Origin of the sequence: Bradyrhizobium sp. (assembly GCF_035484855.1) — a bacterium.
Taxonomy (GTDB): Bacteria; Pseudomonadota; Alphaproteobacteria; order Rhizobiales; family Xanthobacteraceae; genus Bradyrhizobium.
On record NZ_DATHOP010000177.1, the window covers coordinates 1 to 24,761 of the forward strand.

Consider the following 24,761-nt stretch of genomic DNA (forward strand, 5'->3'; position numbering starts at 1 on the left):
CCGTCAATGCCGAAACCCGCAAGTGTCGCGAAGGCGGCCCGGGCGGTAAATGAATGGTGGCGGAAGCTCTCGCGGGCGTGGATGTTGCTGATGTGGACCTCGACCGTCGGGATTTTCACCGCGACCAAGGCATCGTGCAGCGCGATCGAGGTGTGCGAATAGGCCCCCGCATTGATCACGATGCCGGCGGCCTTTTTCGCGTACGCCTCGTGGATGTAATCGATCAGCTCGCCCTCGCGATTGGACTGCCGGCAATCGGCCTTGAGCCCGAAATGCGCGGCGGTCTCTGCGCAGAGTTTTTCGACGTCGGCCAGCGTCGCATGGCCGTAGGTTTCTGGCTCCCGGGTCCCCAGCAGATTAAGGTTCGGCCCGTTGAGCACGTAGATTGTCTCGGCAAGAGCGTTGGCCATCCAAATCCCGGAAAATGTGGCAGAGGTGGCCGGGTTATAGGTAACAACGCCGCCAAGGGGAAGTCTTTAGGCCGCCCCCGAGGGCCGCCAAACGCCTCACCCGATTGCTGAAAAACCCTGTGGAACCTGTGGAAACCGTTCGTTAACCAAGGTTAAGAATGAACCGGCGCGGGCCCTGGCAGGTCGCGGCCACGTCCCGACCAGCCTTCATGAAAACGGGCGGGCATTACTGCCCGCCCGATTCCGTTGGGGTCAATCGATCAGGCCTCGATCACCGCTACGATCTCGAAGGTGCGCGGGTCCACAACCACGATCTGGTCGTTGACCAGGATGAACTCGTAGCCGCGCCATTCCGGATAGATGGTCACGACTTCCGTCGGCAGCGGGTAGAAGCGCACGTCGTGCGGCACGCGGGTGCCGACCGAGATCGCGAAGTCGACATGCTCGACCGGTGCGACATGCTGCTCCCGGATCACGCTGGTGATCCTGGTGCGCTGCTCGGTCGAAAGCTTGGCGCCGGCGCCGGCCTGGCCGACGGTGGTCTGCGATTTGGTCTCGGCGCCCTTCGATTCCGCATTCATGCGGTCTTCGCGGCCTTCGGCCTTCATGTTGCCGGTGCGGTCTTCGCGGCCCTCGGCCTTCATGTTGCCGGTCCGGTCCTCACGACCCTCGGCCTTCATGTCCTTGGCTCCGCCCTTGTCGCTTTCCGAACTCATGCCCTTCGGCTTCGCGCCCGGCATGTTTTCTTCGGCGCGCTGGTTCTTGCCGGCCATCGGCGGCTTCTGCTCGGTCTGGGTCGATTTCATGCCGGACGACGGCTTGGCCGGTTCGGTGGATTCGTGGCTCGGGGCCGCAGCGCCGCCGGCGGCAGGCGCGCTCTGCTGAACGGCAGCGCCCGGCGAGCCTTCGCGGCCCATGCCTTGTGCATTGGCGGCGACGGTTCCAGCGATCAGCGCCGCAGCCGCAACCGAAATCATAAAGCGATTAGTCATTGGAACATTCTCCTCAGGTGTTTGCATTGCCCGCGCCGACAACGAAAGCAGATCACCGATGTTCCCGAAGACTGCTGGTTCCAGCGGGTTTGTTTTTTGAACGCGCGATGAACGGAAAATGCCCAAATAAAAGGCCGGCTGAACAGCCGGCCTTTCTTCTTCGACGATGCCTTAATCTGCGTGAGCGCGCCTCAGCAGGTCGCCTTGCCGCAGCGGGCGATCGCGATCTTTTCCTTCAGCCCGTCGAGGCCGACCGCGCCGATCACGACCTGCTTTCCGATCACGTAGCTCGGCGTGCCGTTCATGCCCATGGCTTCGGCGAGCTTGAAGTTTTCCTCGATGGTGGCTTTGACTTCCGGGCTCGCCATGTCCTTTTCGAGTTTCGTGGTGTCGAGGCCGGCATCCTTGGCCGCGGCAAGCGCGCGCGCCTTGTCGGCCGGTCCCCGGCCGCCGAGCAGCTTCTGGTGAAAATCGAGGTACTTCTTGCCCGAGGGATCCTCCATGCGCACGGCGACCGCGACCTTGGCGGCTTCCACCGAACCCTCGCTCAAGACCGGGAATTCCTTCAGCACGACCTTGAGCTTGGAGTCGTTCTTCAAGAGATCGAGCATGTCGGCCATGGCGCGTTTGCAGTAGCCGCAATTGTAGTCGAAGAATTCGACGAAGGTGACGTCGCCGTCCTTGTTGCCGAGCACGACGCCGCGCGGCGAATTGAAGATCGCATCCGCGTTGCTGGCGACACTCGCCTCGTGCTTCTCGGCCTCGGCGGCGGCCTGGCGCTTGTTCAGCTCATTCATCGCCTCTTCCAGCACCTCGGGATGGGCGATCAGGTAATTCTTGACGATGACCTCGATGTCCCCGCGCTGGCTGTCGGAAAAGCTTTGCGCCGATGCGGCGCCCGGCAGGGCGCAGACGGCGAGCGCGAACAAGGCGGAGACGAGCAGGCGGAACGAAGGCATTGGTAAATCCTCTTTTCGTGAAATCCGGTTTCGGAAACGACGTCCGCCGGTCGATGGTGCTCTAGTTGCTCTTCGGCGGTTTGGCGGTGACGATGTCGTCGGCCCTGACCCAACCGGGGGTACCGACGGCGAAGCGGGTCTTGGCCCGCGCGGCCAGTTCGCGCGCGGTCTTGTTGTCGCCGCGAAGATAGGCGGCCTGGGCCGAGGCCAGATCGGCCTCCGCGTAATCTCCTTTTCGGCCATAGGCCATGGCGAGCTGCATGAAGCCCAGCGGCGCCTCGTTCTCGCGCGCCACCGCCGCCCGCAGAATCCCGATCGCCTCTTCGGTATACGCCTTATTCTCGGTCGCCACGAGCGCCTGCCCCAGTAACATCTCGATGAGCGGTGCGTTATTGGAGAGCTGGACCGCCTTGCGCAAGGGGGCGATCGCCTCGAGGGGCTTGCCGCCTTCCAGCAGCGCCTGACCGCGCAGTTCATGGAAATAGGGATTGTTCGGCTGGGCCTGGATCAGGCCGTCGATCTGGACCTGCGCCGAGTGCGGATCGCCATGCAGGTAGGTGGTGATCGCGTGCGCGTAGCGGGCCGGCAGGCTGTCGTTCGACATCGGGTAACGCCGGTACACGGTGTCCTGCCGCTCCATGAAGGCGGAGATCTTCGCCCGCACCATGTCGTGGCGCATTTGCAGGGCCGGATCGTCCTTCTTGTCCCAATAGGGGCTCGACCGCGCCAGTTCCTCCAGTGCCGCGACGCGGTCGGCCGGCATCGGATGCGATTGCAGATAGGGATCGGCGCCGTGCGCGGCGAACAGGCTGTCATTGGCAAACCGCTTGAAGGTATCGTACATGCCCTTGGCGGATTGGCCGGTCGCGGTCAAAAATTTCACGCCGGCGCGGTCGGCCTGTTCCTCCTGCTGGCGCACATAGGAGATCAGGGTGCGCTGGATCATTTCCTGCGGCCCGGCGATCGCGGCTGCGCCCGCATTGGCCAGGCCGCTATTGCTGCCGCTGCGCGCGCCCGCAACCAGCGCGCCTGCCCCGAGCAGCATGGCGATGATCATCTGGGTCTGCGCCTGCGCGATCTGCAGGCGCATCTTGGCGAGATGGCCGCCGGCCAAATGGCCGGTTTCATGCGCCAGAACCCCGATCAGCTGGTTCGGGGTCTCCGACTGCATGATGGCGCCGTAATTGACGAAAATGCGGTGGCCATCGGCAACGAAGGCGTTGAAGGCGGGGTCGTTGATGATGGTTACCTGGATGTTCTGCTTTTCCAGACCCGCGACACGCAGGATCGGTCGCGTATAATCGCGCAGCAGCTGCTCGGTCTCGGTATCGCGCAGCGTCGGCGGACCCTTCTCCTTCTCCGGCTCGGCCGGCGCCGGCGAGATCGGCGCCAGCGCAAGCGCGGCCGCGGTCAAAGCCGCGGTCCATTTCGAGGCCTTTTGGCGGTTGGTCGCGTGGTGCAGCATGGCGATCTTTAGCGATTGGCGGCGGGCCGGATACCGGATATGCCCTAACAAACCGTGGAATGCGGCTAGTCTGGGGCACCGGGTGAAATAGCAGAGTTCGATGCTGGACGCGACATTGAGAGACCGCGCAAAAGGCCTGTTGACCGCCTCCGGGCGGAGCGATGTTCCCCCGTTCATGGTGATGGACGTGATGGCGGCGGCGGCGCGGATCGAGGCGTCCGGCGGCCATGTCATTCACATGGAAGTCGGCCAACCCTTCGCCGGTGCGCCAAAAACCTCGATTGCGGCCGCCCATGCCGCGCTGGACCGCGCGCGGATCGATTACACCTCAGCCCTCGGCATTCCCTCGCTGCGCCAGCGTATCGCCAGGCATTATCGCGACAGCTATGGCTGCCTGGTGGATGCCGAGCGGATCGTGGTGACCACGGGATCGTCGGGCGCCTTCATCCTGGGTTTTCTCGCCATGTTCGAGCCGGGCGACCGGGTCGCGGTCACGGTGCCCGGCTATCCGCCGTACCGCCACATCCTCACCGCGCTCGGCTGCGAGCCGGTGCTGATCGAGACCACCAGCGACACAAGGCATGCGCTGACCGGGGAAGCCTTGCTCGCGGCCCATCGCAAAACGCCGCTGAAGGGCGTGCTGGTCGGAAGTCCGGCGAATCCGACGGGCACCATGATGTCGCGCGAGGCGCTCACCAGCCTGATCGCGGCCGCGGAAGGCGCCGGCATCCGCTTCATTTCCGACGAAATCTATCACGGCCTCGACTATGCCTTCCCGGCCGTGACGGCGGCGGAGTTGTCGCCGCATGCGCTCGTGATCAATTCGTTCTCGAAATATTTCTGCATGACCGGCTGGCGGGTCGGCTGGATGCTGACGCCCGAAGCGCTGGTGCGGCCGATCGAGCGGCTGCAGCAGAATCTCGCGATTTCGGTGCCGACGCTGTCGCAGATCGCGGCCGAAGCCGCGTTCGACGGCCGAAGCGAGATGGAAGAGGTCAAGCACGGCTATCAGGAGAACCGCAAGATCCTGATCGAGGGCCTGCCGCGCGCGGGCCTTTCGCATTTCCTGCCGGCCGACGGCGCGTTCTACCTCTATGCCGACGTCTCGGCGTTCACCTCGGACAGTTTCGAATTCGCCCGGCAAATGCTGGAACGGGCGCATGTCGCGGCAACGCCGGGCATCGACTTCGACCCGGTTCACGGCCGCAAATTCATCCGCTTTTCCTACGCGCGCTCGGCCGACGACATGCGCGAAGCGGTGGCGCGCATCGCGCGATGGCTCGGATAGGGCTCGCATTCGTCCCCGGAAAAAATGCCGCTGCCTCGCGTAGCCGCATTGACTCGACGGAAGCAATTGATCTCAGCTAGGGCAGGACGATCGTCGGGCAATGCGACGGACAGATCCTGACGTGGGATTCGACAAGGGGGAGTGGGCGTCATGACGGCAGCAGTCGCAACGGGAACCGCGGCAAGCGCGGCAAAACCCTGGTACCGGGTTCTCTATGTTCAGGTGCTGATCGGGATCCTGCTCGGCGCCATCGTCGGCTGGCTGTGGCCCGATCTGGCCACCAACGACTGGATCAAGGCGCTTGGCGACGGCTTCATCAAGCTGATCAAGATGGTGATCGCGCCGATCATCTTCTGCACGGTAGTATCGGGAATTGCGCATATTCAGGATGCCAAGAAAGTCGGTCGCATCGGCATCAAGGCGCTCCTCTATTTCGAAGTCGTCTCCACCTTCGCGCTCGTCATCGGACTGGTGTTCGGAAATGTGCTGCGGCCGGGCTCCGGTTTCGGCGGCGCCTTGGCCGACGCGACGAAGGTCGCGGGCTTCGCCAAGCAGGCCGAGGCCCAGAAGAGCGTCGACTTCTTCCTGCACATCATTCCCGACACGGTGGTGGGCGCGTTTGCGAACGGCGAGATCCTGCAGGTGCTGCTGTTTTCGATCCTGTTCGGCTTTGCCTTGATGGCGCTTGGCGAGCGCGGCAAGAACCTGCGCATCTTCGTCGACGAAGCCGCCAACGGGGTTTTCGGCGTCATCTCCATCGTCATGAGGGCGGCGCCGATCGGCGCGTTCGGCGCGATGGCCTATACCATCGGCAAGTTCGGCACCGGCGCGATCCTCAACCTGATGGGCCTGATCGCGACGTTCTATCTGACCGCCGGGCTGTTCGTCGTCGTGGTGCTCGGGATCATCGCGCGGATCGTCGGCTTTTCGATCTTCAAGTTCCTGGCCTATATCAAGGACGAACTGCTGATCGTGCTCGGCACCTCGTCGTCGGAAAGCGCGCTGCCCTCGCTGATGGAAAAACTCGAGCGGCTCGGCTGTTCCAAGTCGGTCGTCGGCCTGGTGGTGCCGACCGGCTATTCGTTCAACCTCGACGGCACCAACATCTACATGACGCTGGCGACGCTGTTCATCGCGCAGGCGCTCAATTTCGACCTGACGCTGGGCCAGCAAATCACCATCCTGCTGGTGGCGATGCTGACGTCGAAGGGCGCATCCGGCGTCACCGGCGCGGGCTTCATCACGCTGGCGGCGACGCTTGCCGTCGTCGATCCGCGCCTGGTGCCCGGCATGGCCATCGTTCTCGGCATCGACAAGTTCATGAGTGAATGCCGGGCGCTGACCAACCTCTGCGGCAACGGGGTTGCCTGCGTCGTGGTGTCGTGGTGGGAGGGCGAACTCGACCACGACAAGCTGCACGCCCGGCTCAACCAGCAGATCGATCCCTCGGATCTGGAGACGGCGGTCACCACGGGGTAGCGTGGACGTCACGAGCCTCGGTCAAGAATTACGCCCGGCCCACTCAATATGTCCGTGCGTCGGCGAACCGCGGCGGCGCAGCGGCGACCAACGATGGAGGCATCGCTGCAGGGACATCGGCCCTCTGCCTCACGCAGGCAATAAGGCCCCACCGGAGAATCAAGCATGAACTTCAATCTCAACACCGGTAACAGCGGGAGCGGTTCGTTCCGGAGAACCGACGGCTGTGTCGGTCGCTGGACGGCGCAGCGGCAGTAGGTTCGCTAGCTAGTCGAATGGCGAGATCGCGGGCCGTCCAGCCCTCGTCTGGCTGACACGCCTCACCGTGATCGGCGAGCCGTCAGACTCGTACCGCAGATCATATTTGTTGCCGTCTTTGTCCGTGGCGTTGCAGGCGATGCTGGATACCTTTCCGGTCGCAAAGCTTCCAACCTGCTTGCAGATGCCGGTCGACAATTCCACTGACGGCACCGGCAGGCCATCGACCTTCGGCCGGTCCTTGGATTTCAGCAGCATGCGATCGATCGGCAGCTCGTAGAGATTGTCCTCGATCCTGCGGCCATTATCCCCGGAGAACGTGATGACGTGACTGTCGTCGGTGGGGTCGTCGAGAGCGACGACGAAATTCGCCCGCCCTTCCTCGGTTTGGAAGAACGCCATGGCCCGGCAGCCGAAATCGCGGCCTGCGATCTTCAGGGTAGGGCAACTGCCCGACATCAGCGCGAGCATGATGGTCACGGGTTCGTCGTGCCTGGGTGCATCGGAAACATGGAGCAGCGGCAAAGCATGAGCCGCCGATCCGGGCAGGCCGTCACAGCAAGGCTCGGCAACGGACGAGGTTGCAACGAGGCCGATGGCGACAGCGAAGATTTGCCGGAAGACGCGCATCTTCAGGCCCGGCTGATCGCATCGGTTGAAGTCGGTTTGATGATAGGTCCCCCGCCGGCTTCCGGTCGTTTTGCCCGATCGATAATACACCCATTGGACTGAATGGCGTCGAAATAGAGGTGAGAAAGGCGAGTTCCTGTCGAGCGGTGGCTGGCGCCGCCCGCGGCGCGCGCTCGGCAGCGGAATTCGGCGCTTGCCGATGACGCAATCGCGCACAAACGAAAACCGCCCGGCTAGCCGGGCGGTTCGCATCTGAGGAAACCGGATTTTTCTATTCGCCGTTGCCGAAGCGGCGCGACCACCATCCGGCGCGGCGCGGCTGGGTGTCGTCGGTGGCCTCGGTTGTCGCCCCCGAAGCCGGCTGCTCGGCCGGAGCAGGGGCCTGCGCCGGCTCAGTGGGCTGGCTCTGGCTGACCGGTGCGGTTGTGGGCTGGGCGTCGACCAGAAAACTCACCTTCTCACGCACGGTGGAGCGCCGCCGCGCGGCCGCCCGTTCGGCCTCCTGGGCAATCTCCTGAGCGCTTTCGGGCTCAGGGGCCGTACGCGCGGGCTCCGGCGGAGCGCGGTCCATCTGATGTTGCTCGGGCACCGGCGCTATGGATTCCGGTTGCACCAGCGGCGGTGACGGCGAGGTTGGATTGCTGTCGAAATCGGCCACCGCGGCGGTCACCTCCGGCGGAGGTACCGGCCCGAGCTCGTCGGCGATCGATCCGGCGAGGCCGTCGTCCGGGCCGCCGCGCCGCCTGCGTCCGCCTCGGCGTCCGCGGCGGCGGGGCCGCCGCTCGCCGCCGGGCTGATCGGCGCGAACCTGGCCGGGCTGTTCGTCGGATTCCTCTTCGTCGGGTTCGCCTTCCTCCGCGACGATGCCGGGGATCGCGTCGCCTTCGAACGGGACGCGCGGCGTTTCGTGCTCGTCGCGCGCAGGCGCACCCTCGCGGGTCTCACCGGGGCGGCCGCGCCGCCGCCGGCGCCGCTTGCGCCGCGGGCCGCCTTCCGCCGTCTCGGCTTCACTGCCGCTCTCTTCACCGGCTGCGGATTCGTCGGCGAGTCCCTCTGTTTCGTCGGTTTCGACTTCCGATTCGGCCTCAAGGTCGAACGGGTCGTCGTCGTCGAGCGCTTCCTCGGCCTGCGCCGGCGGGAAAGCCGCGACCTGCGCCGCCAGCAACGCCTTGGCGGCCTCCAGCGTATGCACCTGCTCGCCGCGGTCGATGATGAACGACTGCTGGCCGCTGACGGTCGGGTCGGCGATCACGGCCAGCGTCACCTTGAAACTGTTTTCGAGATCGCGCAGATGGCCACGTTTGTGGTTGAGGACGTAGAGCGCGACGTCGGTCCGGGTGCGCACCACGAGATTATGGGTCGCGCCCTTCATCAAAATTTCCTCAAGGCCGCGCAGCAGCTGCAGCGCCACCGAAGAGACCGAGCGCACATGGCCGCTGCCGCCGCATTGCGGGCAGGGCTCGGTCGAACTTTCCAGCACGCTGGCGCGAATGCGCTGGCGCGACATCTCCAGCAGGCCGAAATGCGAGATGCGGCCGACCTGGATGCGCGCGCGGTCCTGCCGGAGGCAATCCGAAAGCTTGCGCTCGACCGAGCGGTTGTTGCGCTTCTCGTCCATGTCGATGAAGTCGATCACGATCAGGCCGGCGAGGTCGCGCAAGCGCAGCTGGCGAGCGACTTCCTCCGATGCCTCCAGATTGGTCTTGAGCGCGGTGTCCTCGATGTGGTGTTCGCGGGTCGATCGCCCGGAGTTGACGTCGATCGAGACCAGCGCCTCGGTCTGGTTGATCACGATGTAGCCGCCGGAGCGCAATTGCACGGTCGGCGAGAACATCGCATCCAACTGGCTCTCGACCCCCATTCGCGAGAACAGCGGCTGGCCGTCGCGATATTGCTTCACCGCCCGCACGTTCGAGGGCATCAGCATCTTCATGAAGTCGCGCGCCTCCTGATAGCCGGCCTCGCCCGCGACCAGGATTTCGTCGATTTCCTTGTTGTAGAGGTCGCGCAGCGAGCGCTTGATCAGCGAGCCTTCCTCGTAGACTAGCGTCGGCGCCTGCGACTTCAGCGTCATGTCGCGCACGGTTTCCCACATCCGGATCAGATATTCGAAGTCGCGCTTGATCTCGGGCTTGGTGCGGGAGGCGCCCGCGGTGCGCAGGATGATGCCCATGCCCTCGGGCACGTCGAGGTCCTGCACCACTTCCTTCAGCCGCGAGCGGTCCTGGGCTGAGGTGATCTTGCGGCTGATGCCGCCGCCGCGCGCGGTGTTGGGCATCAGCACCGCATAGCGACCGGCCAGCGACAAATACGTCGTCAGCGCGGCGCCCTTGTTGCCGCGTTCTTCCTTGACGACCTGCACCAGCATCACCTGGCGGCGTTTTATCACTTCCTGAATTTTATATTGCCGGCGCGGGCGGAAGGCGCGTTCCGGCACCTCTTCCAGCACGTCGTCGCCGCCGACGGATTCGACGACCTCTTCCTCGGCCTCGTCGCCTTCATCCTCGTCGTCGTGTTCCTCGCCCTCGGGAGCGGCTGTGTGTTCGCCCTGATCCGATGTGGCGGGCGCGCCGGCTGCGTGTTCGGCATGCGCAGCGTGGTCTTCGCCATGTTCGGCGTCGTCGGCATGGGCGGCGTTTTCGTGCGCCTGTTCGTCGCGGCTGTGCTCGTCGTCATCATGCGCGTGCTCTTCATGCGCTTCCGCGGATGATGCCTCGACGGCGGCCGTGTCCGGCAGCGTCACTGCCGCCAGCGTCTCGCTGGCATGAACCTCGCCTTGGCCGCCATGTTCGTGATCGTGCCCGTCATGGGCATGGTCATGCGCGTGATCATGATCATGATCTTGGTGATCGTGGTGCTCGGGGTCATGATGCCCGGTATCGGCGGCGTGGGCGCCGTCGCCCTCGGCGGGCGGATGTTCCGCGGGCTCATGGCCCTGCTGGCCTTCAGGTGAAGCGGCCTGCGGCGGCTCGTGGCTCGCGTGCTCGACGACCTCGCTCTGCACGCGTTCGCCGCTGCCGCGGCGGCGCGAATTGCGATGGCGCGGGCGGCGGCCCCGGCTGGAGCGGTTTTCGCTCTCTTCCTCGGCCTCGCGGTGGGCGCGTTCGTCGGCCTCGATCAGCGCCTGGCGGTCGGCGACCGGGATCTGATAATAGTCGGGATGGATTTCGCTGAAGGCGAGGAAGCCGTGGCGGTTTCCGCCGTATTCGATGAAGGCCGCCTGCAGCGACGGTTCGACGCGCGTGACCTTGGCGAGGTAGATGTTGCCGCGCAGCTGCTTGCGCTGGGCGGTCTCGAAATCAAACTCTTCGACGCGATTGCCGCGGACCACGACAACCCGGGTCTCTTCCGGGTGGGTAGCATCGATCAACATTTTGTTGGGCATTTTGGGGCTCTTGGCGGCGGCGGGCGCGTCTTGCGGGAAGCGCGTATCGCGCCGCCGGGTGACGCGACGGTCCACCTGATTCGGGGGTGAGGGGAAGGCCAAAACGCAACCCGGAGCACCAAGCCGAACGGGATCCCTTGCGAGCACAACGACGCGCGGAGCCCTGGCTCCGCGTCGGCGCGGTTGTTCGGAGGATCTTGGTCGGCGATACAGTCTGGCGCATCAAGCGTCGGCCCGTCTAAAAGCGTGGGCGGCAAAGCGCCGCCTTGTCTGTCGCTGAAAGCCCGACGCGGCGCCGAAGCGCTCGCCGGCCGTTCGCATATCGGGGCCGGAACAGGCCCGGATAATCGGTTATGCCGTGTCTCCTGAAGCCGTCCCTGGAACAAGCTGGTAACCTGGGACCGGACGCCGCTCGGGCTGGAAACCGCCGCTCCGGATCAGCCGCGCGCTGCGCGGGCTGTGGAGGGATCGGAAAAACGCTGGAATCCCCGAGATTTCGAAGGTTCCGACGCTGCACCGGGAGGCTGAACGCGACACAACCGGGAGTTTTAGCCGTCAGCCCCCTTTACATACGTGGATTGGGGGCACTGCGCAAGGGAAGCGTCGCATCGCGGCAACACACCGGCCTTATCGGTGGGGAGCACGTTAAGCTTCAGTTAACCCTGCGGTTCTATTGCGGTAAGACGGCTGCTCGGAGGCATAGGGATTCGGTGTCGGGCCGCGCCAAACAAGGTGTTTTGCTGGGGATCGCGCTGCTGTGCGCCGCAGCATCGCTATGCCTGGACGCCTCGGTCGCTGGCCGAGCCGAGAGCCAGGCATCCGGCCCGATTGCCGCCACTCCCATCGCCGCCACGCCGGTTGCCGCCAGTCCGGTCACCAGTCCCGCTACCGCCTCGAATTTTCCGGTCGTCTCCGACGCCCGGCTGGCCGGCGACGCCAGCAAGACCCGCTTCGTACTCGATCTCGACAAGGCCATCACGTTTCGCGCCTTTGCGCTCGCCGACCCCTACCGGGTGATCGTCGACATTCCGCAAGTCAGCTTCCAGCTTCCACCGGATACCGGCACCGGACGAGGCCTGATCAAGGCGTTCCGCTACGGCCTGGTCATGCCCGGCGGTTCGCGGATCGTGTTCGATCTGACGGGGCCTGCCAGGATCGCCAATTCCTATGTGCTGGATGCCGCCAACGGCCAACCGTCGCGGCTGGTGATCGAACTCGAGGAGGTCGACCGCACCACGTTCGTGCAGTCGCTCGGAGCCGACAGCCGGCCCGAGCTGCGGCCGGCGATTGCCGAAGCGGTTGCGTCCGCTGTCCCCACCGCCGCGCCGGACGCCGTGGTACCCGCCAAGCCCGCGATGGCGCCCGATTCCCGGCCCGTCATTGTCATCGATCCCGGCCATGGCGGCGTCGACAACGGCACCCAGTCCAGCGGCGAAAGCGAAAAGAACCTGGTGCTCGGATTTGGCCTGGCGTTGCGCGATCGGATCGAGAAGGCAGGCAAATACCGTGTCGTCATGACCCGGACCGACGATACCTTCATTCCGCTCAATGATCGCGTGAAGATCGCGCGCAGCCAATCGGCGGCGCTGTTCGTGTCGATCCATGCCGATGCCTTGCCGCGCGGCGAGGGCGATGCGCAGGGCGCCACGATCTACACGCTGTCCGACAAGGCCTCCGACGCCGAGGCCGAACGGCTGGCCGAGGTGGAAAACAAGGCGGACGCCATCGGCGGGGTCAATTTGACCGAGGAGCCAACCGACGTCGCCGATATCCTGATCGATCTGGCGCAGCGCGAAACGCGAACGTTTTCAAACCGCTTCGCGCGGCTATTGATGGGCGAGATGAAGAGCTCGGTGCGGATGCACAAGCACCCGCTGAAGTCCGCCGGCTTCCGGGTATTGAAGGCTCCCGACGTGCCGTCGGTGCTGATCGAACTCGGCTACGTCTCGAATAAAGGCGACCTCGAACATCTGGTATCGGATAGCTGGCGTTCCCGGACCGTCGGATCGATGGCACAGGCAATCGACGCCTTCTTCGCCAAACGCCTGGCGACGGCTGCGCCTGCGGCTTCGAACTGAAAGGTTGGTCGCCGCGGCCGGGGCCCTAGTTTGGCCACAGCGTCGGCCCTATAAAAAACCAGCGCGGGCATTCGGAATCGATCCAAATTCTCCAGCGGCTGACGTATGATACACCCGGTTCGGACCGGCGAATGGTTGCCGTGGTGCGAGTTCAAGCTTGAAGAAAATGCCGGTGGTCACGGCGTAGGGCTGAAACGGATATTCGATAATGCGCTTGCTGGTGCGGTTCCTGGGTTTCCTGTTCGCCGCCGGAACCGTGCTGTTCCTGGTGGGCGTCGCCGCCGCAGCCGGCCTGATCTGGCATTTCTCCAAGGATCTGCCGGACTATTCACAGCTTCAGGACTATGAGCCGCCGGTCATGACGCGGGTGCATGCCGCCGACGGCGCGCTGCTCGGCGAATACTCCAAGGAACGCCGGCTGTACCTGCCGATCCAGGCCGTGCCGAAACTGGTCATCAACGCCTTCCTGGCGGCCGAGGACAAGAATTTCTACGAACATGGCGGCATCGATTATCAGGGCATGGCGCGCGCCGCCGTGCTCTATGCGCAGAATTACGGCTCCAATCGGCGGCCGCAGGGCGCTTCCACCATCACCCAGCAGGTCGCCAAGAACTTTCTCTTGACCAACGAGGTGTCGTTCAGCCGAAAGATCAAGGAAGCGCTTTTGGCGATGCGGATCGAGCGCGCCTATTCCAAGGACAAGATTCTCGAACTCTATCTCAACGAAATCTATCTCGGTCTCGGCGCTTACGGCGTCGCCGCCGCGTCGCTGGTCTATTTCGATAAATCGGTCAACGAACTCACGGTGGCGGAGGCCGCCTACCTGGCCGCGCTGCCGAAGGCGCCGGCGGCGCTGCATCCGGTGCGCAACCACGACCGCGCCATCGAGCGCCGCAACTACGTGATCGATCGCCTCCAGGAGAACGGCTGGATCAAGCAGGCCGATGCCGACAAGGCCCGCAAGGATCCCCTGATCGTCACCAACCGCGCCAATGGCGCGCACATCTTCGCCGGCGAATATTTTGCCGAGGAGGTCCGCCGCGACATCTTCGAGCGCTATGGCGAGAAGAAACTCTATGAGGGCGGGCTGTCGGTCCACACCACGCTGGACCCGAAAATCCAGGTGATGGCGCGCAAGACCATGGTCTCCGGCCTCGTCAAATACGACGAGGCTCAGGGCTGGCGCGGCGCCATCAGCAAGCTCGATATCGGGGGCGATTGGGGCACCAAGCTTGCCGACATCAAGTCGCTGTCGGACATTTCGCCGTGGCGGATGGCGGTGGTGCTGGAGACAGGCGATCAATCGGCGCGGATAGGCTTCCAGCCCGGGCGGGAGCTCGGCGGCGCGGTCACCAAGGAGCGGCAAACCGGCATCATCACGGTCGATGGCGTCAAATGGGCGAGAGCGACATCGGGGCCGGCGAAGGGCAGGACTCCGACGGCGGTGTCGCAGGTGCTTTCGCCGGGCGACGTGATCTATGCCGATCCCCTGGTCAAGGAGGACGGCAGCACGGTCGATGGCCAGTACCGGCTGCGGCAATTGCCGGAGGTGTCGGGTGCGATGGTGGTGATGGATCCGTGGACCGGCCGTGTGCTGGCGATGGTCGGCGGATTCTCCTTCGACCAAAGCCAGTTCAATCGCGCCACCCAGGCCTACCGGCAGCCGGGCTCTTCGTTCAAGCCGATCGTATACTCGTCCGCGCTCGACAACGGCTATACGCCGTCGACCGTGGTGATGGACGCGCCGATCGAGATCGACATGGGGCAGGGCGGCGGCGTCTGGCGTCCGGAGAACTATGAGGCGGGCAAATACCTTGGCCCGACGACGCTGCGCAACGCGCTGCGCTTGTCGAAGAACACGGTGACGGTGCGGCTGGCGCAGGACATCGGCATGCCCCTGATCGGCGAGTATGCCAAGCGGTTCGGCGTCTATGACGAGCTGCCGAATTATCTCTCCTATGCGCTCGGCGCCGGCGAGACCACCGTGATGCGGATGGTCACCGCCTATTCGATGCTTGCCAATGGCGGCAGGCGCGTGAAGCCGACCCTGATCGACCGCATCCAGGACCGTTACGGCCACACCATCTTCAAACATGATCAGCGTGAATGCCGCGGCTGTGACGCGCCCGCGGGCTGGAAGAATCAACCCGAGCCCCAACTCGTCGATCACCGCGAGCAGGTGCTGGATCCGATGACGGCCTACCAGATCACCTCGATGATGGAAGGCGTGGTGCAAGCCGGCACCGCCACGGTGGTGAGGGAAGTCGGCAAGCCGATCGCCGGCAAGACCGGCACCACCAACGATGAAAAAGACGCCTGGTTCATCGGCTTCTCGCCGGACATCGTGGTCGGCATTTATGTCGGCTATGACAAGCCGCGCAATCTCGGTCGCGGCATGACCGGCGGCCATCTGGCGGCGCCGATCGCGCGCGACTTCCTGAAACTCGCACTCGCCGACAAGCCGGCGATCCCGTTCAAGGTGCCGGCCGGCATCAAGCTGATCCGGGTGGTTTCCAAGACCGGCATGCGCGCCGGTCCAGGCGAAACCGGCGGGGTCATTCTCGAAGCCTTCAAGCCGGGTACCGCGCCGCCCGACAATTACTCCGTGATCGGGGTGGCCGATGCCGACGGCCGCCCGCTGCAGCCGTCGCCCGACGCCGATCGCAGCCTGTTCCGTCCAGGCACCGGCGGGCTCTATTAGCGCAACAAGAGGCCGGCTAGCTGGCGCCACGAAACGCGGGCGCGCCAGGGCTGGCACATGGGCTGAAATGGATAGTCGATCATGCGTTTGCTGGTGAGGTTCCTGGGCTTCCTGTTCGCCGCCGGAACCGTGTTGTTCCTGGTGGGCGTCACCGCCGCCGCCGGCCTGATCTGGCATTTCTCCAAGGACCTGCCGGACTATTCGCAGCTTCAGGACTATGAGCCCCCGGTCATGACGCGGGTGCATGCCGCGGACGGCGAACTGCTCGGGGAATATTCCAAGGAGCGCCGGCTCTATCTGCCGATCCAGGCGGTGCCGAAGCTGGTCATCAACGCGTTTCTGGCCGCCGAGGACAAGAATTTCTACGAGCATGGCGGCATCGACTTCCAGGGCATGGCGCGCGCGGCCGTGCTGTATGCCCAAAACTTCGGCTCCAACCGCCGGCCGCAGGGCGCGTCCACCATCACCCAGCAGGTCGCCAAGAACTTTCTCCTGACCAACGAGGTGTCGTTCGCCCGCAAGATCAAGGAAGCGTTGCTGGCGATGCGGATCGAACGCGCCTATTCGAAGGACAAGATCCTCGAACTCTATCTCAACGAAATCTATCTCGGCCTCGGCGCCTATGGCATTGCCGCCGCTTCGCTGGTCTATTTCGACAAATCGGTCAACGATCTCACGGTCGCGGAAGCGGCCTATCTGGCGGCCATGCCGAAGGCCCCCGGCGCGCTGCATCCGGTGCGCAACCATGATCGCGCCGTCGAGCGCCGCAATTACGTGATCGACCGCCTCCTGGAAAACGGCTGGATCAAGCAGGCCGAGGCCGACACGGCCCGCAAGGATCCGCTCGTCGTCACCAATCGCAGCAACGCGGCACACATTTTTGCCGGCGAGTATTTTGCCGAGGAGGTCCGCCGCGACATCTTCGATCGCTATGGCGAGAAGAAGCTCTACGAAGGCGGACTGTCGGTGCGGACCACGCTCGACCCGAAAATCCAGGTGATGGCGCGCAAGACCATGGCTGCGGGCCTCGTCAATTTCGACGAGGCGCAGGGTTGGCGCGGCGCCACCGGCAAGCTCGACATCACAGGCGACTGGGGCGTGAAGCTCGCCGACGTCAAGTCGCTATCGGACATCTCGCCGTGGCGGATGGCGGTGGTGCTGGAGACCAGCGATCAATCGGCGCGGATCGGCTTCCAGCCCGGGCGAGAACTCGGCGGCGCGGTGTCGAAGGACCGTCAAACCGGCATCGTCACCCTCGACGGCGTGAGGTGGGCGAAGGCTGTCACGGGCCCGATGCGCGGCAAAGTGCCGACCTCGGTTTCACAGGTGCTTTCGCCCGGCGATATCATCTATGCCGACCCGTTGATCGCAAAGGACGGCAGTCTGGTCGAAGGCCAATACCGCCTTCGGCAATTGCCGGAGATTTCCGGCGCGATGGTCGCGATGGATCCGCGGACCGGTCGGGTACTCGCGATGGTCGGCGGGTTTTCTTTCGACCAGAGCCAGTTCAATCGCGCGACGCAGGCCTACCGCCAACCGGGATCCACCATCAAGCCGATCGTCTATTCGGCGGCAATCGACAACGGCTATACGCCCTCGAGCATGGAGGTCGATGGTCCGATCGAGATCGATCAGGGGCAGGGCGCCGGCGTGTGGCGTCCGGAGAACTTTTCGGTCGGCAAATATCAGGGGCCGACGACGCTGCGCAACGCACTGAGACTCTCGCTCAATACCGTGACCGTGCGGCTGGCGCAGGATATCGGCATGCCGCTGATCGGCGAATACGCCAAGCGTTTCGGCGTCTACGATGAATTGCCGAACTATCTGTCCTACGCGCTCGGCGCCGGAGAGACCACGGTCATGCGCATGGTCACCGGCTATTCGATGATCGCCAACGGCGGGCGTCGCGTGAAGGCGACCCTGATCGACCGTATCCAGGACCGTTACGGCCATACCATCTTCAAGCACGACACCCGCGAGTGCCGCGGCTGCGACGCGCCTGAGGGCTGGAAGAACCAGCCTGAGCCGCAACTCGTCGACCACCGCGAGCAGGTGCTGGACGTGCTGACGGCCTATCAGATCACCTCGATGATGGAGGGGGTCGTGCAGGGTGGCACCGCGATTGCCTTGAAGGAGGTGGGTAAGCCGATTGCCGGCAAGACCGGAACCAGCAATGAGGCCAAGGATCTCTGGTTTGTCGGCTTTTCGCCCGATCTCGTGGTCGGTCTTTATGTTGGCTATGACAAGCCTCGCAGTCTGGGCCGAACCGCGCAAGCCGGCCACACCGCGGCTCCAATCGCCAGGGATTTCATGAAGCTGGCACTCGCCGACAAGCCGGCGGTCCCGTTCAAGATTCCGGCCGGCATCAAACTGGTCCGGGTCGATGCCAAGAGCGGCATGCGCGCGGGTCCCGGCCAGACCAGCGGCGTCATCCTCGAAGCGTTCAAGCCGGGCACCGCGCCGCCGGATAACTACTCCGATATCGGGGTGGCCGATGCCGATGGAAGGCCGCTGCAGCCGTCACCGGATGCCGATCGCAGCCTGTTCCGGCCTGGGACTGGGAGCATTTACTAGCGCCGCGGGGCCGAGGTTCGCGACAGCAATGCACGCGAGCCGATTGCGCTTTGCATCGCGCGCCGCTACATCCCTCATTCAACAAAGCGGGCTGCCCCGCAGATCAGAGAGCCCATGCGCGCCGAAGTCGAACGCCTCGTCGAAGAGATCAAGCAGTCAGTCGGGCTGCTGAGGAGGCATCTTTGACGTCGAACAATCCACGGCGCGGCTCGCCGAGCTGAACAAGCTCGCCGAAGACCCCAATCTCTGGAACGATCCGCAGAAGGCCCAGAAGCTGATGCAGGAGCGCACCTCGCTGGAGGATGCGCTTGCTGGCATCGGCAAGGTCGAGCGCGAACTGTCCGACAATGTCGAGATGATCGAACTCGGCGAGGCCGAGGGCGATGTCGGCGTGGTCGCGGAAGCCGAGACCGCGCTGAAGGCGCTCAAGAAGGAGGTTGCCCGGCGCGAGCTGGAAGCCTTGCTGTCGGGCGAAGCCGACCGTTTTGACTCCTATCTCGAGGTTCATGCCGGCGCCGGTGGCACCGAAAGCCAGGACTGGGCCGAGATGCTCTTGCGCATGTACACGCGCTGGGCCGAGAAGCACGGCTTCAAGGTCGAATTTCTCGAAGAGACGCAAGGCGAGGAGGCCGGCATCAAGTCGGCCACCATCCAGATCTCCGGCCCCAACGCCTATGGCTGGCTGAAGACCGAAGGCGGCGTGCACCGGCTGGTGCGAATATCGCCGTTCGATTCCAATGCGCGGCGGCACACCTCGTTCTCCAGCGTCGCGGTGTTTCCGGTGGTCGACGACAGCATCAAGATCGACATCAAGGAAAGCGACGTCCGCACCGATACCATGCGTTCCGGCGGCGCCGGCGGCCAGCACGTCAACAAGACCGAATCCGCGGTGCGGCTGACGCACATTCCGACCGGGGTTGCGGTGGTCTGCCAGGCCGGCCGTTCGCAGCACAAGAACAAGGCGCAGGCCTGGGACATGCTGCGCGCGCGCCTCTACGAAATCGAATTGAAGAAGCGCGAGGAACAGGCCGCCGTCGACCAGGCCGCCAAGACCGACATCGGCTGGGGCCACCAAATCCGCTCCTACGTGCTGCAGCCCTATCAGATGGTGAAGGATTTGCGCACCGGCGTGCAGACCTCGGATACCTCGGGCGTGCTCGACGGCGACCTCGATGAATTCATGGCGGCGACCTTGGCGCAGCGCGCCTTCGGGGCATCGCCCGGCGCGGTCGAGGACGTGGATTAGCGCGATGGCAAGAGTGGCGTTCATCGGACTCGGGCGAATGGGCCATGGCATGGCCGGCCGCTATCTCGATGCCGGATTTGCGGTCGCGGTATGGAACCGCAGCAAGGCCAAGGCGGACGATTTGATCGCGCGCGGCGCGCGCTGGGCGACCTCGCCGGAGGATGCCGCGATCGATGCCGACGCGGTCGTCACCATGGTCGCCGACGATGAGGCCTCGCGCGAGGTGTGGCTGACCAGGGACGGCGCCGCCACGACCATGAAGGCCGGCACGCTGGCAATCGAATGCTCCACGGTATCCTACCGCCACGCGCTCGAGCTGGCGCGCCAGCTTCGCGACCGCGGCCTGATCTATATCGACAGCCCGGTCACCGGCCTGCCGGATGCCGCCGCAGTGGGAAAGTTGACGCTATTGGTCGGGGCCGATACCGCCGACCTCGAACGCGCGCGGCCTTATCTCGCGCCGCTTTCCACGACGATCCGGCATTTCGGCCCGGTCGGTTCCGGCACGGTCTACAAGCTGATCAACAATCTGATGGGCGCGATCCAGATCGCCGGGATCGCGGAGGGGCTGGCGATCGCCGAGCAGGCCGGTCTCGACATGAAGCTGGTGCTGGAGGCGATCGAGACGGGAGTGGCCGCCAGTCCGCAGGTGATCCGGCATTCCAGGCGGATGGCGGCACGGAATTTCTCCGGCGCGACCTTCACCGCGGCGCTGCGGCACAAGGATGCGGCCTACGCCGTGACCCTGGCCGAGAGCCTGTTGTCAGACGTCCCCCTGATGGGCCGAGCCGCGGTCGAGGCCTATGCACGGGCCAAGGCGTACGCGCCCGATGAGGACGAGGGAAAACTGATCGAGATCGTGTCGCGGCACAAAGGCGCCACGACAAAATAATCGTCCATCTCTGCGCCAGAGCCCTTGGCCTTATTGCTCGAGGAGCGCGCGAACTAGTGCCGCCGCAGGCTCGCGGACGGGGCGACGGCACCGCGGTTCGTCTGTCAGCCCCCAGGGCTGTCCGTCATGATGTAGCCCATCAGGTCGCCCACGTTGTGCTCCAAATCCCGAATGATGTTTTTTACGACGTCTCCGATCGAGATCACGCCTACGACCTTGCCCGCATCCAGCACTGGCAGATGGCGAAAACCGCGCTCAGCCATCATTGCCATGCAGTCTTTCAGCGGATCGTCCGGCTTGATCGTCACCGGGTTGGCCGTCATCACCTGGCCCACCGGCGTCTGCTTCGCATCGAGCCCAGGCAGCAGCACTTTGATCGCGCAGTCACCCTGGGTCACGATACCGACCAGCAGGTTGTCGTCGATGACCAGCACCGACCGGACCCGGTTTTCGCGCATCTGGCGCAAGGCTTCGACGACCATGTCGCCGGAACGAACATGGATCAGGGCGCCACTCTTCTGGGCCAGAGCGCTTTTTACTGTGCTCATCGATCTCCTCTCGTGGGCCCTGTCCTGCCCCGTCTTGATGGCCCGCACTGAAGGTTAGTCAAAATATCTTGCCTTGTCAGCACTGCGCGATGTCGCCGGCGAAGCCTGCCACCGATCCCGACGGCGGGATTTTCACCGCCTCGATGGCGTAGCCCTGCTCAGGAGACCTGAAATCCGACTTCCGTTGTATCCCCGAGACCGGACATCGCCAGACCGGCCCGGTTGGTCCGTTTCGTGCCAACGCCGACAGTCGCAGAGGGCTTTACGCGCCAATGAGTCCACGCCCTAGCGCGCCCCTGCTTCTTTCCACCGCGACAGCCACCCCGTAAACCTGCCGCTGTCACGCTTTCCCCCGTGCCATGCCGCGGTGACCATGCCGTCATCGGCGACCAGCAGCACCACGTCGAGTCCCTTGGAGCGCCGCAGCGTGTCGATTGCCTGGACCGGGGTTTGCGCGATCGGGCCGGCGACATTGAAGGAAGTGTTGACGGAGATCTCGACGCCGATCCGGCGGCCGAGGGCTTTCAAATACGCGTAGGTGAGGGGATCGTCCTCCGCGCGTACGATCTGGATTCGCCCGGTGCCGTCGGCGTGGATCACCGCGGGAATCTTGTCGCGTGCCTGCGGCTTCGAATGCGCCGTCAGCACCATGTAATTGTAGGCGTTGTAGTCGGCGTCGGATGCGCCTTGCTCGAGCTCGAAATATTGCAGCGCCGCCTCCAGCGTCGCCATCGGCGCCAGCGGGCGAATTGCTTCCCGGTATTTGACCCGTTCGTTGAGAAGCTCGCGCGCCTCGGCGTCGCAGGGATTGGCGAAGATCGAGCGGTGTCCGAGCGCGCGGGGTCCGGTCTCGGCCGCGCCCTGATAGAGCGCAACGACGCCGTTTTGCGCGACCATGAACGCCATCAGATCGGCGATCGCGTCGCGGCCATCTGAGGTCGAGATGTCGCCGATCCGTTGCGAGGCGATATCGTCGGCATCGAGCGCGGCGGCGATATCGCCACCCGTCGGCGGCAAGCCGCAATAAAATGCATGCGTCATCGCAGCGCCGCGGGGAGCGCCGGCGAGATGCGCCAACAGCCAGGCCGCGCCGATGGTGACGCCGGGATCGCCCGGCACCGGCGGCACCCATAGATGCAGGCGGGCCTTGCGCGCTTGCGCGGCCAGAAACCACGCCTCGTTGAAATGTTCGAGCAGCCGCATATTGCCGAGCGCGTTCAGCGCCACCCCGCCGGTGAGCACCAACCGGTTCGCGCCGGTCGAGCGCAGCAAATGATCGACCACATGGATCATCGCATCCTCGAACACCAGCTGCGTCGCGGCCGCCTTGTCGAGGCGGGCTTGCGTGTCGGGCCGGTGCTGGATGTCCTCGACCCGCAGCACCGCGTCGGGATTCCACAGCTGGTCGGGTTTGAGCGGCTCGCCGAGAATTTGTGTCAATGCGGGCTGGTAGGGATGGTCGAACGGGTCGCAATACCAATTTGCCAGCGCGCGATTGACCTTGATTTCGCCGCCGTCGCCGAAATGCAAGACCTCTTTCAGCCGCGCGTAGTAGGGATTGCTGGCGCGGTCAACGTCGCCCCAGGCGGCGGCGCCCATGTAACGGCCCTCGCTGGACAGCCAGGTCCAGCCGCCTTGCGTCGATGAAATCACGCTGTAGAAGGCGCCGAGTGAATCGAACATGCTGTCGTTGCAATAAAGCCTGCGCATGGCGCCGTTCTCGGCGACATAGAGCGAGATCGATCCCCGATCGCCGGTTCCGTCGAGCACGGCGATGGCGACCGGCTCGTCGCTGTCGGAAAACGGCGAGGCGGCGAACGAAAACCAGGCATGATTGTCATGGTGCGGCATGCAGATCAGCGGCACGCGTTCGGACAGGCCGAGTTGCCTGGCGAGGATCTTTGGCGTGCGCGTCATCTGGTCGAGGCGCCGGCCGTCGAATCCGGCGGCTTCCGTGGTGCGCAGCAACTTCAAGCTTTGCGGCACCTCTTCCAGCACCGACCGGGCGATGGTCCCGGCCAGCGTCGGATAGTCCCAGCTGGTGAGCCAGGCGTCGATGTCTTCGATGCCGCGGCCCATGCCACGCAGCGTCGCCACCATCGCCTCGATCGACTGTCGCGGATATTCGGTGGTGTGCTTGTTGCCTGAAAAGCGCTCTTCCTCGTTGTTGACGATCAGGCGTGGCCCGCCGGCCTGGGTGACTTCAACCAGTGCCACGCCCGAATTGTGCGTGCCGGGTGGGCCGAGGCCGGCAAGATAAACCGTCTCTCCGCGGGCGAGCTTTTCGCGGACACGCGCAATCGCCGCATCGGCGAAATCCGAGCCGAGCTGGTGAAAGCCCGCGGCTGCGAAGCTCCGCGCGGCCAGCCAATGGGCGATGCGAAAGCCGGCTTCCCCAAGCCTCCGATATCGCGGACCAATTCGCGTCTGCCGTCCCACCGCGGAAATCCTGTTGCTGCCCCGCATCAATCACAAATGACGGCCAGCAACAATGCCGTCCAGTAAACAAGTCGATGCTTGCATGCGTGGCCTCGACTTGCGACACTTGGCCAAATCAAACGTCAAGAGGGAGAGAAAACGATGTCGGTCCGGCCGAGGAAATTCATCGCCCTGACGGCATTTGCCGCCGTCGTGCTGGCCACGAGTGCTGCATCCGCGGAAAAGAAATACGATCCGGGCGCCAGCGATACCGAGATCAAGATCGGCAACATCATGCCCTATAGCGGTCCCGCCTCCTCCTACGGCGTGATCGGCAAGGCCGAGGCTGCCTATTTCGACATGGTCAATGCGGAGGGCGGCATCAACGGCCGCAAGATCAGGTTCATCAGCTACGACGACGCCTACAGCCCGCCGAAGGCGATCGAGCAGGCGCGCAAGCTCGTCGAAAGCGACGAGGTACTGTTGATCTTCCAGTCGCTGGGAACGCCGTCGAATTCGGCGATCATGAAATACATGAACGCCAAGAAAGTGCCGCAACTGTTCGTGGCCTCCGGCGCCACCAAGTTCGGCGACCCCAAGAACTTCCCCTGGACCATGGGCTTTCAGCCCAACTACCAGAGCGAGGGCCACATCTATGCGAAATACATCCTGGAGCACTTTCCGAACAGCAAGATCGCGGTGTTCTGGCAGAACGACGATGCCGGCAAGGACCAGTTCAAGGGCTTGAAGGACGGGCTCGGCGACAAGGTCAGCATGATCATCGCCGACAAGTCCTACGAGGTGAGCGATCCCTCGATCGATTCGCAGATCGTCGCGCTGCACGATTCCGGCGCCGATATCTTCTTCTCCTGGGCAGCTCCAAAGGGATCGGCACAGGCGATCCGCAAGGTCGGCGAGCTCGGCTGGAAGCCGAAATTCTTCCTTGCCAACACCGCCACCACGATCGCCTCGGTGTTGAAGCCGGCTGGCCTGGAATATTCCAAGGGCATCATCTCGACCTCCTACGTCAAGGATCCGACCGATCCCGTCTGGAAGGACGATCCGGGCGTGAAGAAGTGGGCGGCCTTCATGGACAAGTATTATCCCGACGGCGACAAGGCCAACGCCAACAACGCCTATGCCTATGTGGAATCGCAGGCGATGGTGCAGGTCCTGAAGCAATGCGGCGACGACCTGACGCGCGACAACATCATGAAGCAGGCCACCAGTCTGAAGAACTTCACTTCCGAAATGCTGCTGCCGGGGATCATGATCAACACCTCGCCGGACGACTACTATCCGATCGAGCAGATGCAGTTGATGCGTTTCGACGGCCAGTCCTGGGTATTATTCGGCGATATCATCACCGGCGAGGTCGGCCACGACGCCAGCCATTAGAGCGGGATGAGATCAGGTTGGAGCCTTTTTCTCCTCCTGC

Annotated in this window: 16 protein-coding genes; 8 read left to right on the top strand and 8 right to left on the bottom strand. The window is 64.2% G+C overall.

What is annotated here, in order from left to right; all coding sequences use genetic code 11:
* The 4 genes from aroQ to VK804_RS20190 form a co-directional block, all read right to left on the bottom strand.
* Window positions 1-410: type II 3-dehydroquinate dehydratase (gene aroQ, locus VK804_RS20175; protein WP_325373473.1), on the bottom strand; the 410-nt coding region annotated here is incomplete at its 3' end.
* A gap of 260 nt (window positions 411-670) precedes the next feature.
* Entirely contained in the window at window positions 671-1,402 is a 732-nt protein-coding gene (locus VK804_RS20180) for a DUF1236 domain-containing protein (RefSeq protein ID WP_325373475.1), read from the bottom strand.
* A gap of 191 nt (window positions 1,403-1,593) precedes the next feature.
* A complete protein-coding gene (locus tag VK804_RS20185) occupies window positions 1,594-2,361 on the bottom strand; it encodes a DsbA family protein (protein WP_325373478.1) in 768 nt (255 codons plus the stop codon).
* Window positions 2,362-2,422: 61 nt separating this feature from the next.
* Window positions 2,423-3,826, bottom strand: a complete 1,404-nt coding sequence (locus VK804_RS20190; RefSeq protein ID WP_325373480.1) for a M48 family metalloprotease — start codon at window positions 3,824-3,826, stop codon at window positions 2,423-2,425.
* 100 nt (window positions 3,827-3,926) lie between these two features.
* Here VK804_RS20190 and VK804_RS20195 point away from each other — a divergent pair, with 100 nt between their 5' ends.
* Window positions 3,927-5,114: a pyridoxal phosphate-dependent aminotransferase gene (locus VK804_RS20195; RefSeq protein ID WP_325373482.1), complete on the top strand. Its 1,188-nt coding sequence runs from the start codon at window positions 3,927-3,929 to the stop codon at window positions 5,112-5,114.
* Window positions 5,115-5,264: 150 nt separating this feature from the next.
* Window positions 5,265-6,593 (top strand): dicarboxylate/amino acid:cation symporter, encoded by a 1,329-nt coding sequence (locus VK804_RS20200; RefSeq protein WP_325373484.1) that lies wholly within the window; start codon window positions 5,265-5,267, stop codon window positions 6,591-6,593.
* A gap of 267 nt (window positions 6,594-6,860) precedes the next feature.
* Here the strand turns inward: VK804_RS20200 and VK804_RS20205 are convergent, their stop codons facing one another.
* Together VK804_RS20205 and VK804_RS20210 are read right to left on the bottom strand one after the other, a co-directional pair.
* A complete protein-coding gene (locus VK804_RS20205) occupies window positions 6,861-7,322 on the bottom strand; it encodes a hypothetical protein (RefSeq protein ID WP_325373516.1) in 462 nt (153 codons plus the stop codon).
* A gap of 430 nt (window positions 7,323-7,752) precedes the next feature.
* On the bottom strand, window positions 7,753-10,866 hold the full coding sequence (locus VK804_RS20210) for an Rne/Rng family ribonuclease (RefSeq protein ID WP_325373486.1): 3,114 nt from the start codon (window positions 10,864-10,866) through the stop codon (window positions 7,753-7,755).
* A gap of 710 nt (window positions 10,867-11,576) precedes the next feature.
* On the opposite strand from VK804_RS20210, the gene VK804_RS20215 reads away from it, so the two are divergent.
* The 5 genes from VK804_RS20215 (at window position 11,577) to VK804_RS20235 (ending at window position 20,357) form a co-directional block, all read left to right on the top strand.
* Complete coding sequence (locus VK804_RS20215; RefSeq protein ID WP_325373488.1) at window positions 11,577-12,944, top strand: N-acetylmuramoyl-L-alanine amidase; 1,368 nt, start codon at window positions 11,577-11,579, stop codon at window positions 12,942-12,944.
* A 208-nt stretch (window positions 12,945-13,152) separates the two neighbouring features.
* Window positions 13,153-15,645, top strand: a complete 2,493-nt coding sequence (locus VK804_RS20220; RefSeq protein ID WP_325373490.1) for a penicillin-binding protein 1A — start codon at window positions 13,153-13,155, stop codon at window positions 15,643-15,645.
* Between the two features lie 81 nt (window positions 15,646-15,726).
* Entirely contained in the window at window positions 15,727-18,219 is a 2,493-nt protein-coding gene (locus VK804_RS20225) for a penicillin-binding protein 1A (RefSeq protein WP_325373492.1), read from the top strand.
* Window positions 18,220-18,333: 114 nt separating this feature from the next.
* Window positions 18,334-19,465 (top strand): peptide chain release factor 2 gene (prfB, locus tag VK804_RS20230; RefSeq protein WP_325373494.1). Its coding sequence is split into 2 segments (ribosomal slippage): window positions 18,334-18,402 and window positions 18,404-19,465, totalling 1,131 coding nucleotides; the frame shifts between segments, so codons are not numbered across the junction.
* A 4-nt stretch (window positions 19,466-19,469) separates the two neighbouring features.
* Complete coding sequence (locus VK804_RS20235) at window positions 19,470-20,357, top strand: NAD(P)-dependent oxidoreductase (protein ID WP_325373496.1); 888 nt, start codon at window positions 19,470-19,472, stop codon at window positions 20,355-20,357.
* A 104-nt stretch (window positions 20,358-20,461) separates the two neighbouring features.
* Here the strand turns inward: VK804_RS20235 and VK804_RS20240 are convergent, their stop codons facing one another.
* Both VK804_RS20240 and VK804_RS20245 read right to left on the bottom strand, forming a co-directional pair.
* Window positions 20,462-20,905 carry a CBS domain-containing protein gene (locus VK804_RS20240; protein WP_325373498.1) on the bottom strand — a complete coding sequence of 148 codons (444 nt, stop codon included), beginning with the start codon at window positions 20,903-20,905 and terminating at the stop codon, window positions 20,462-20,464.
* Between the two features lie 285 nt (window positions 20,906-21,190).
* On the bottom strand, window positions 21,191-23,344 hold the full coding sequence (locus tag VK804_RS20245) for a carbamoyltransferase C-terminal domain-containing protein (protein ID WP_325373500.1): 2,154 nt from the start codon (window positions 23,342-23,344) through the stop codon (window positions 21,191-21,193).
* 141 nt (window positions 23,345-23,485) lie between these two features.
* Between VK804_RS20245 and VK804_RS20250 the strand changes: the two genes are divergently transcribed.
* On the top strand, window positions 23,486-24,721 hold the full coding sequence (locus VK804_RS20250) for an ABC transporter substrate-binding protein (protein ID WP_325373502.1): 1,236 nt from the start codon (window positions 23,486-23,488) through the stop codon (window positions 24,719-24,721).
* Window positions 24,722-24,761 lie beyond the last annotated feature (40 nt).

Excerpts from the sequence above, each read along its gene's own strand:
- VK804_RS20180 (WP_325373475.1), bottom strand. The coding sequence starts at position 1,402 with ATGACTAATCGCTTTATGATTTCGGTTGCGGCTGCGGCGCTGATCGCT.
- VK804_RS20185 (WP_325373478.1), bottom strand. The coding sequence starts at position 2,361 with ATGCCTTCGTTCCGCCTGCTCGTCTCCGCCTTGTTCGCGCTCGCCGTC.
- VK804_RS20190 (WP_325373480.1), bottom strand. The coding sequence starts at position 3,826 with ATGCTGCACCACGCGACCAACCGCCAAAAGGCCTCGAAATGGACCGCG.
- VK804_RS20195 (WP_325373482.1), top strand. The coding sequence starts at position 3,927 with ATGCTGGACGCGACATTGAGAGACCGCGCAAAAGGCCTGTTGACCGCC.
- VK804_RS20200 (WP_325373484.1), top strand. The coding sequence starts at position 5,265 with ATGACGGCAGCAGTCGCAACGGGAACCGCGGCAAGCGCGGCAAAACCC.
- VK804_RS20205 (WP_325373516.1), bottom strand. The coding sequence starts at position 7,322 with ATGCTCGCGCTGATGTCGGGCAGTTGCCCTACCCTGAAGATCGCAGGC.
- VK804_RS20210 (WP_325373486.1), bottom strand. The coding sequence starts at position 10,866 with ATGCCCAACAAAATGTTGATCGATGCTACCCACCCGGAAGAGACCCGG.
- VK804_RS20220 (WP_325373490.1), top strand. The coding sequence starts at position 13,153 with ATGCGCTTGCTGGTGCGGTTCCTGGGTTTCCTGTTCGCCGCCGGAACC.
- VK804_RS20225 (WP_325373492.1), top strand. The coding sequence starts at position 15,727 with ATGCGTTTGCTGGTGAGGTTCCTGGGCTTCCTGTTCGCCGCCGGAACC.
- VK804_RS20235 (WP_325373496.1), top strand. The coding sequence starts at position 19,470 with ATGGCAAGAGTGGCGTTCATCGGACTCGGGCGAATGGGCCATGGCATG.
- VK804_RS20240 (WP_325373498.1), bottom strand. The coding sequence starts at position 20,905 with ATGAGCACAGTAAAAAGCGCTCTGGCCCAGAAGAGTGGCGCCCTGATC.
- VK804_RS20250 (WP_325373502.1), top strand. The coding sequence starts at position 23,486 with ATGTCGGTCCGGCCGAGGAAATTCATCGCCCTGACGGCATTTGCCGCC.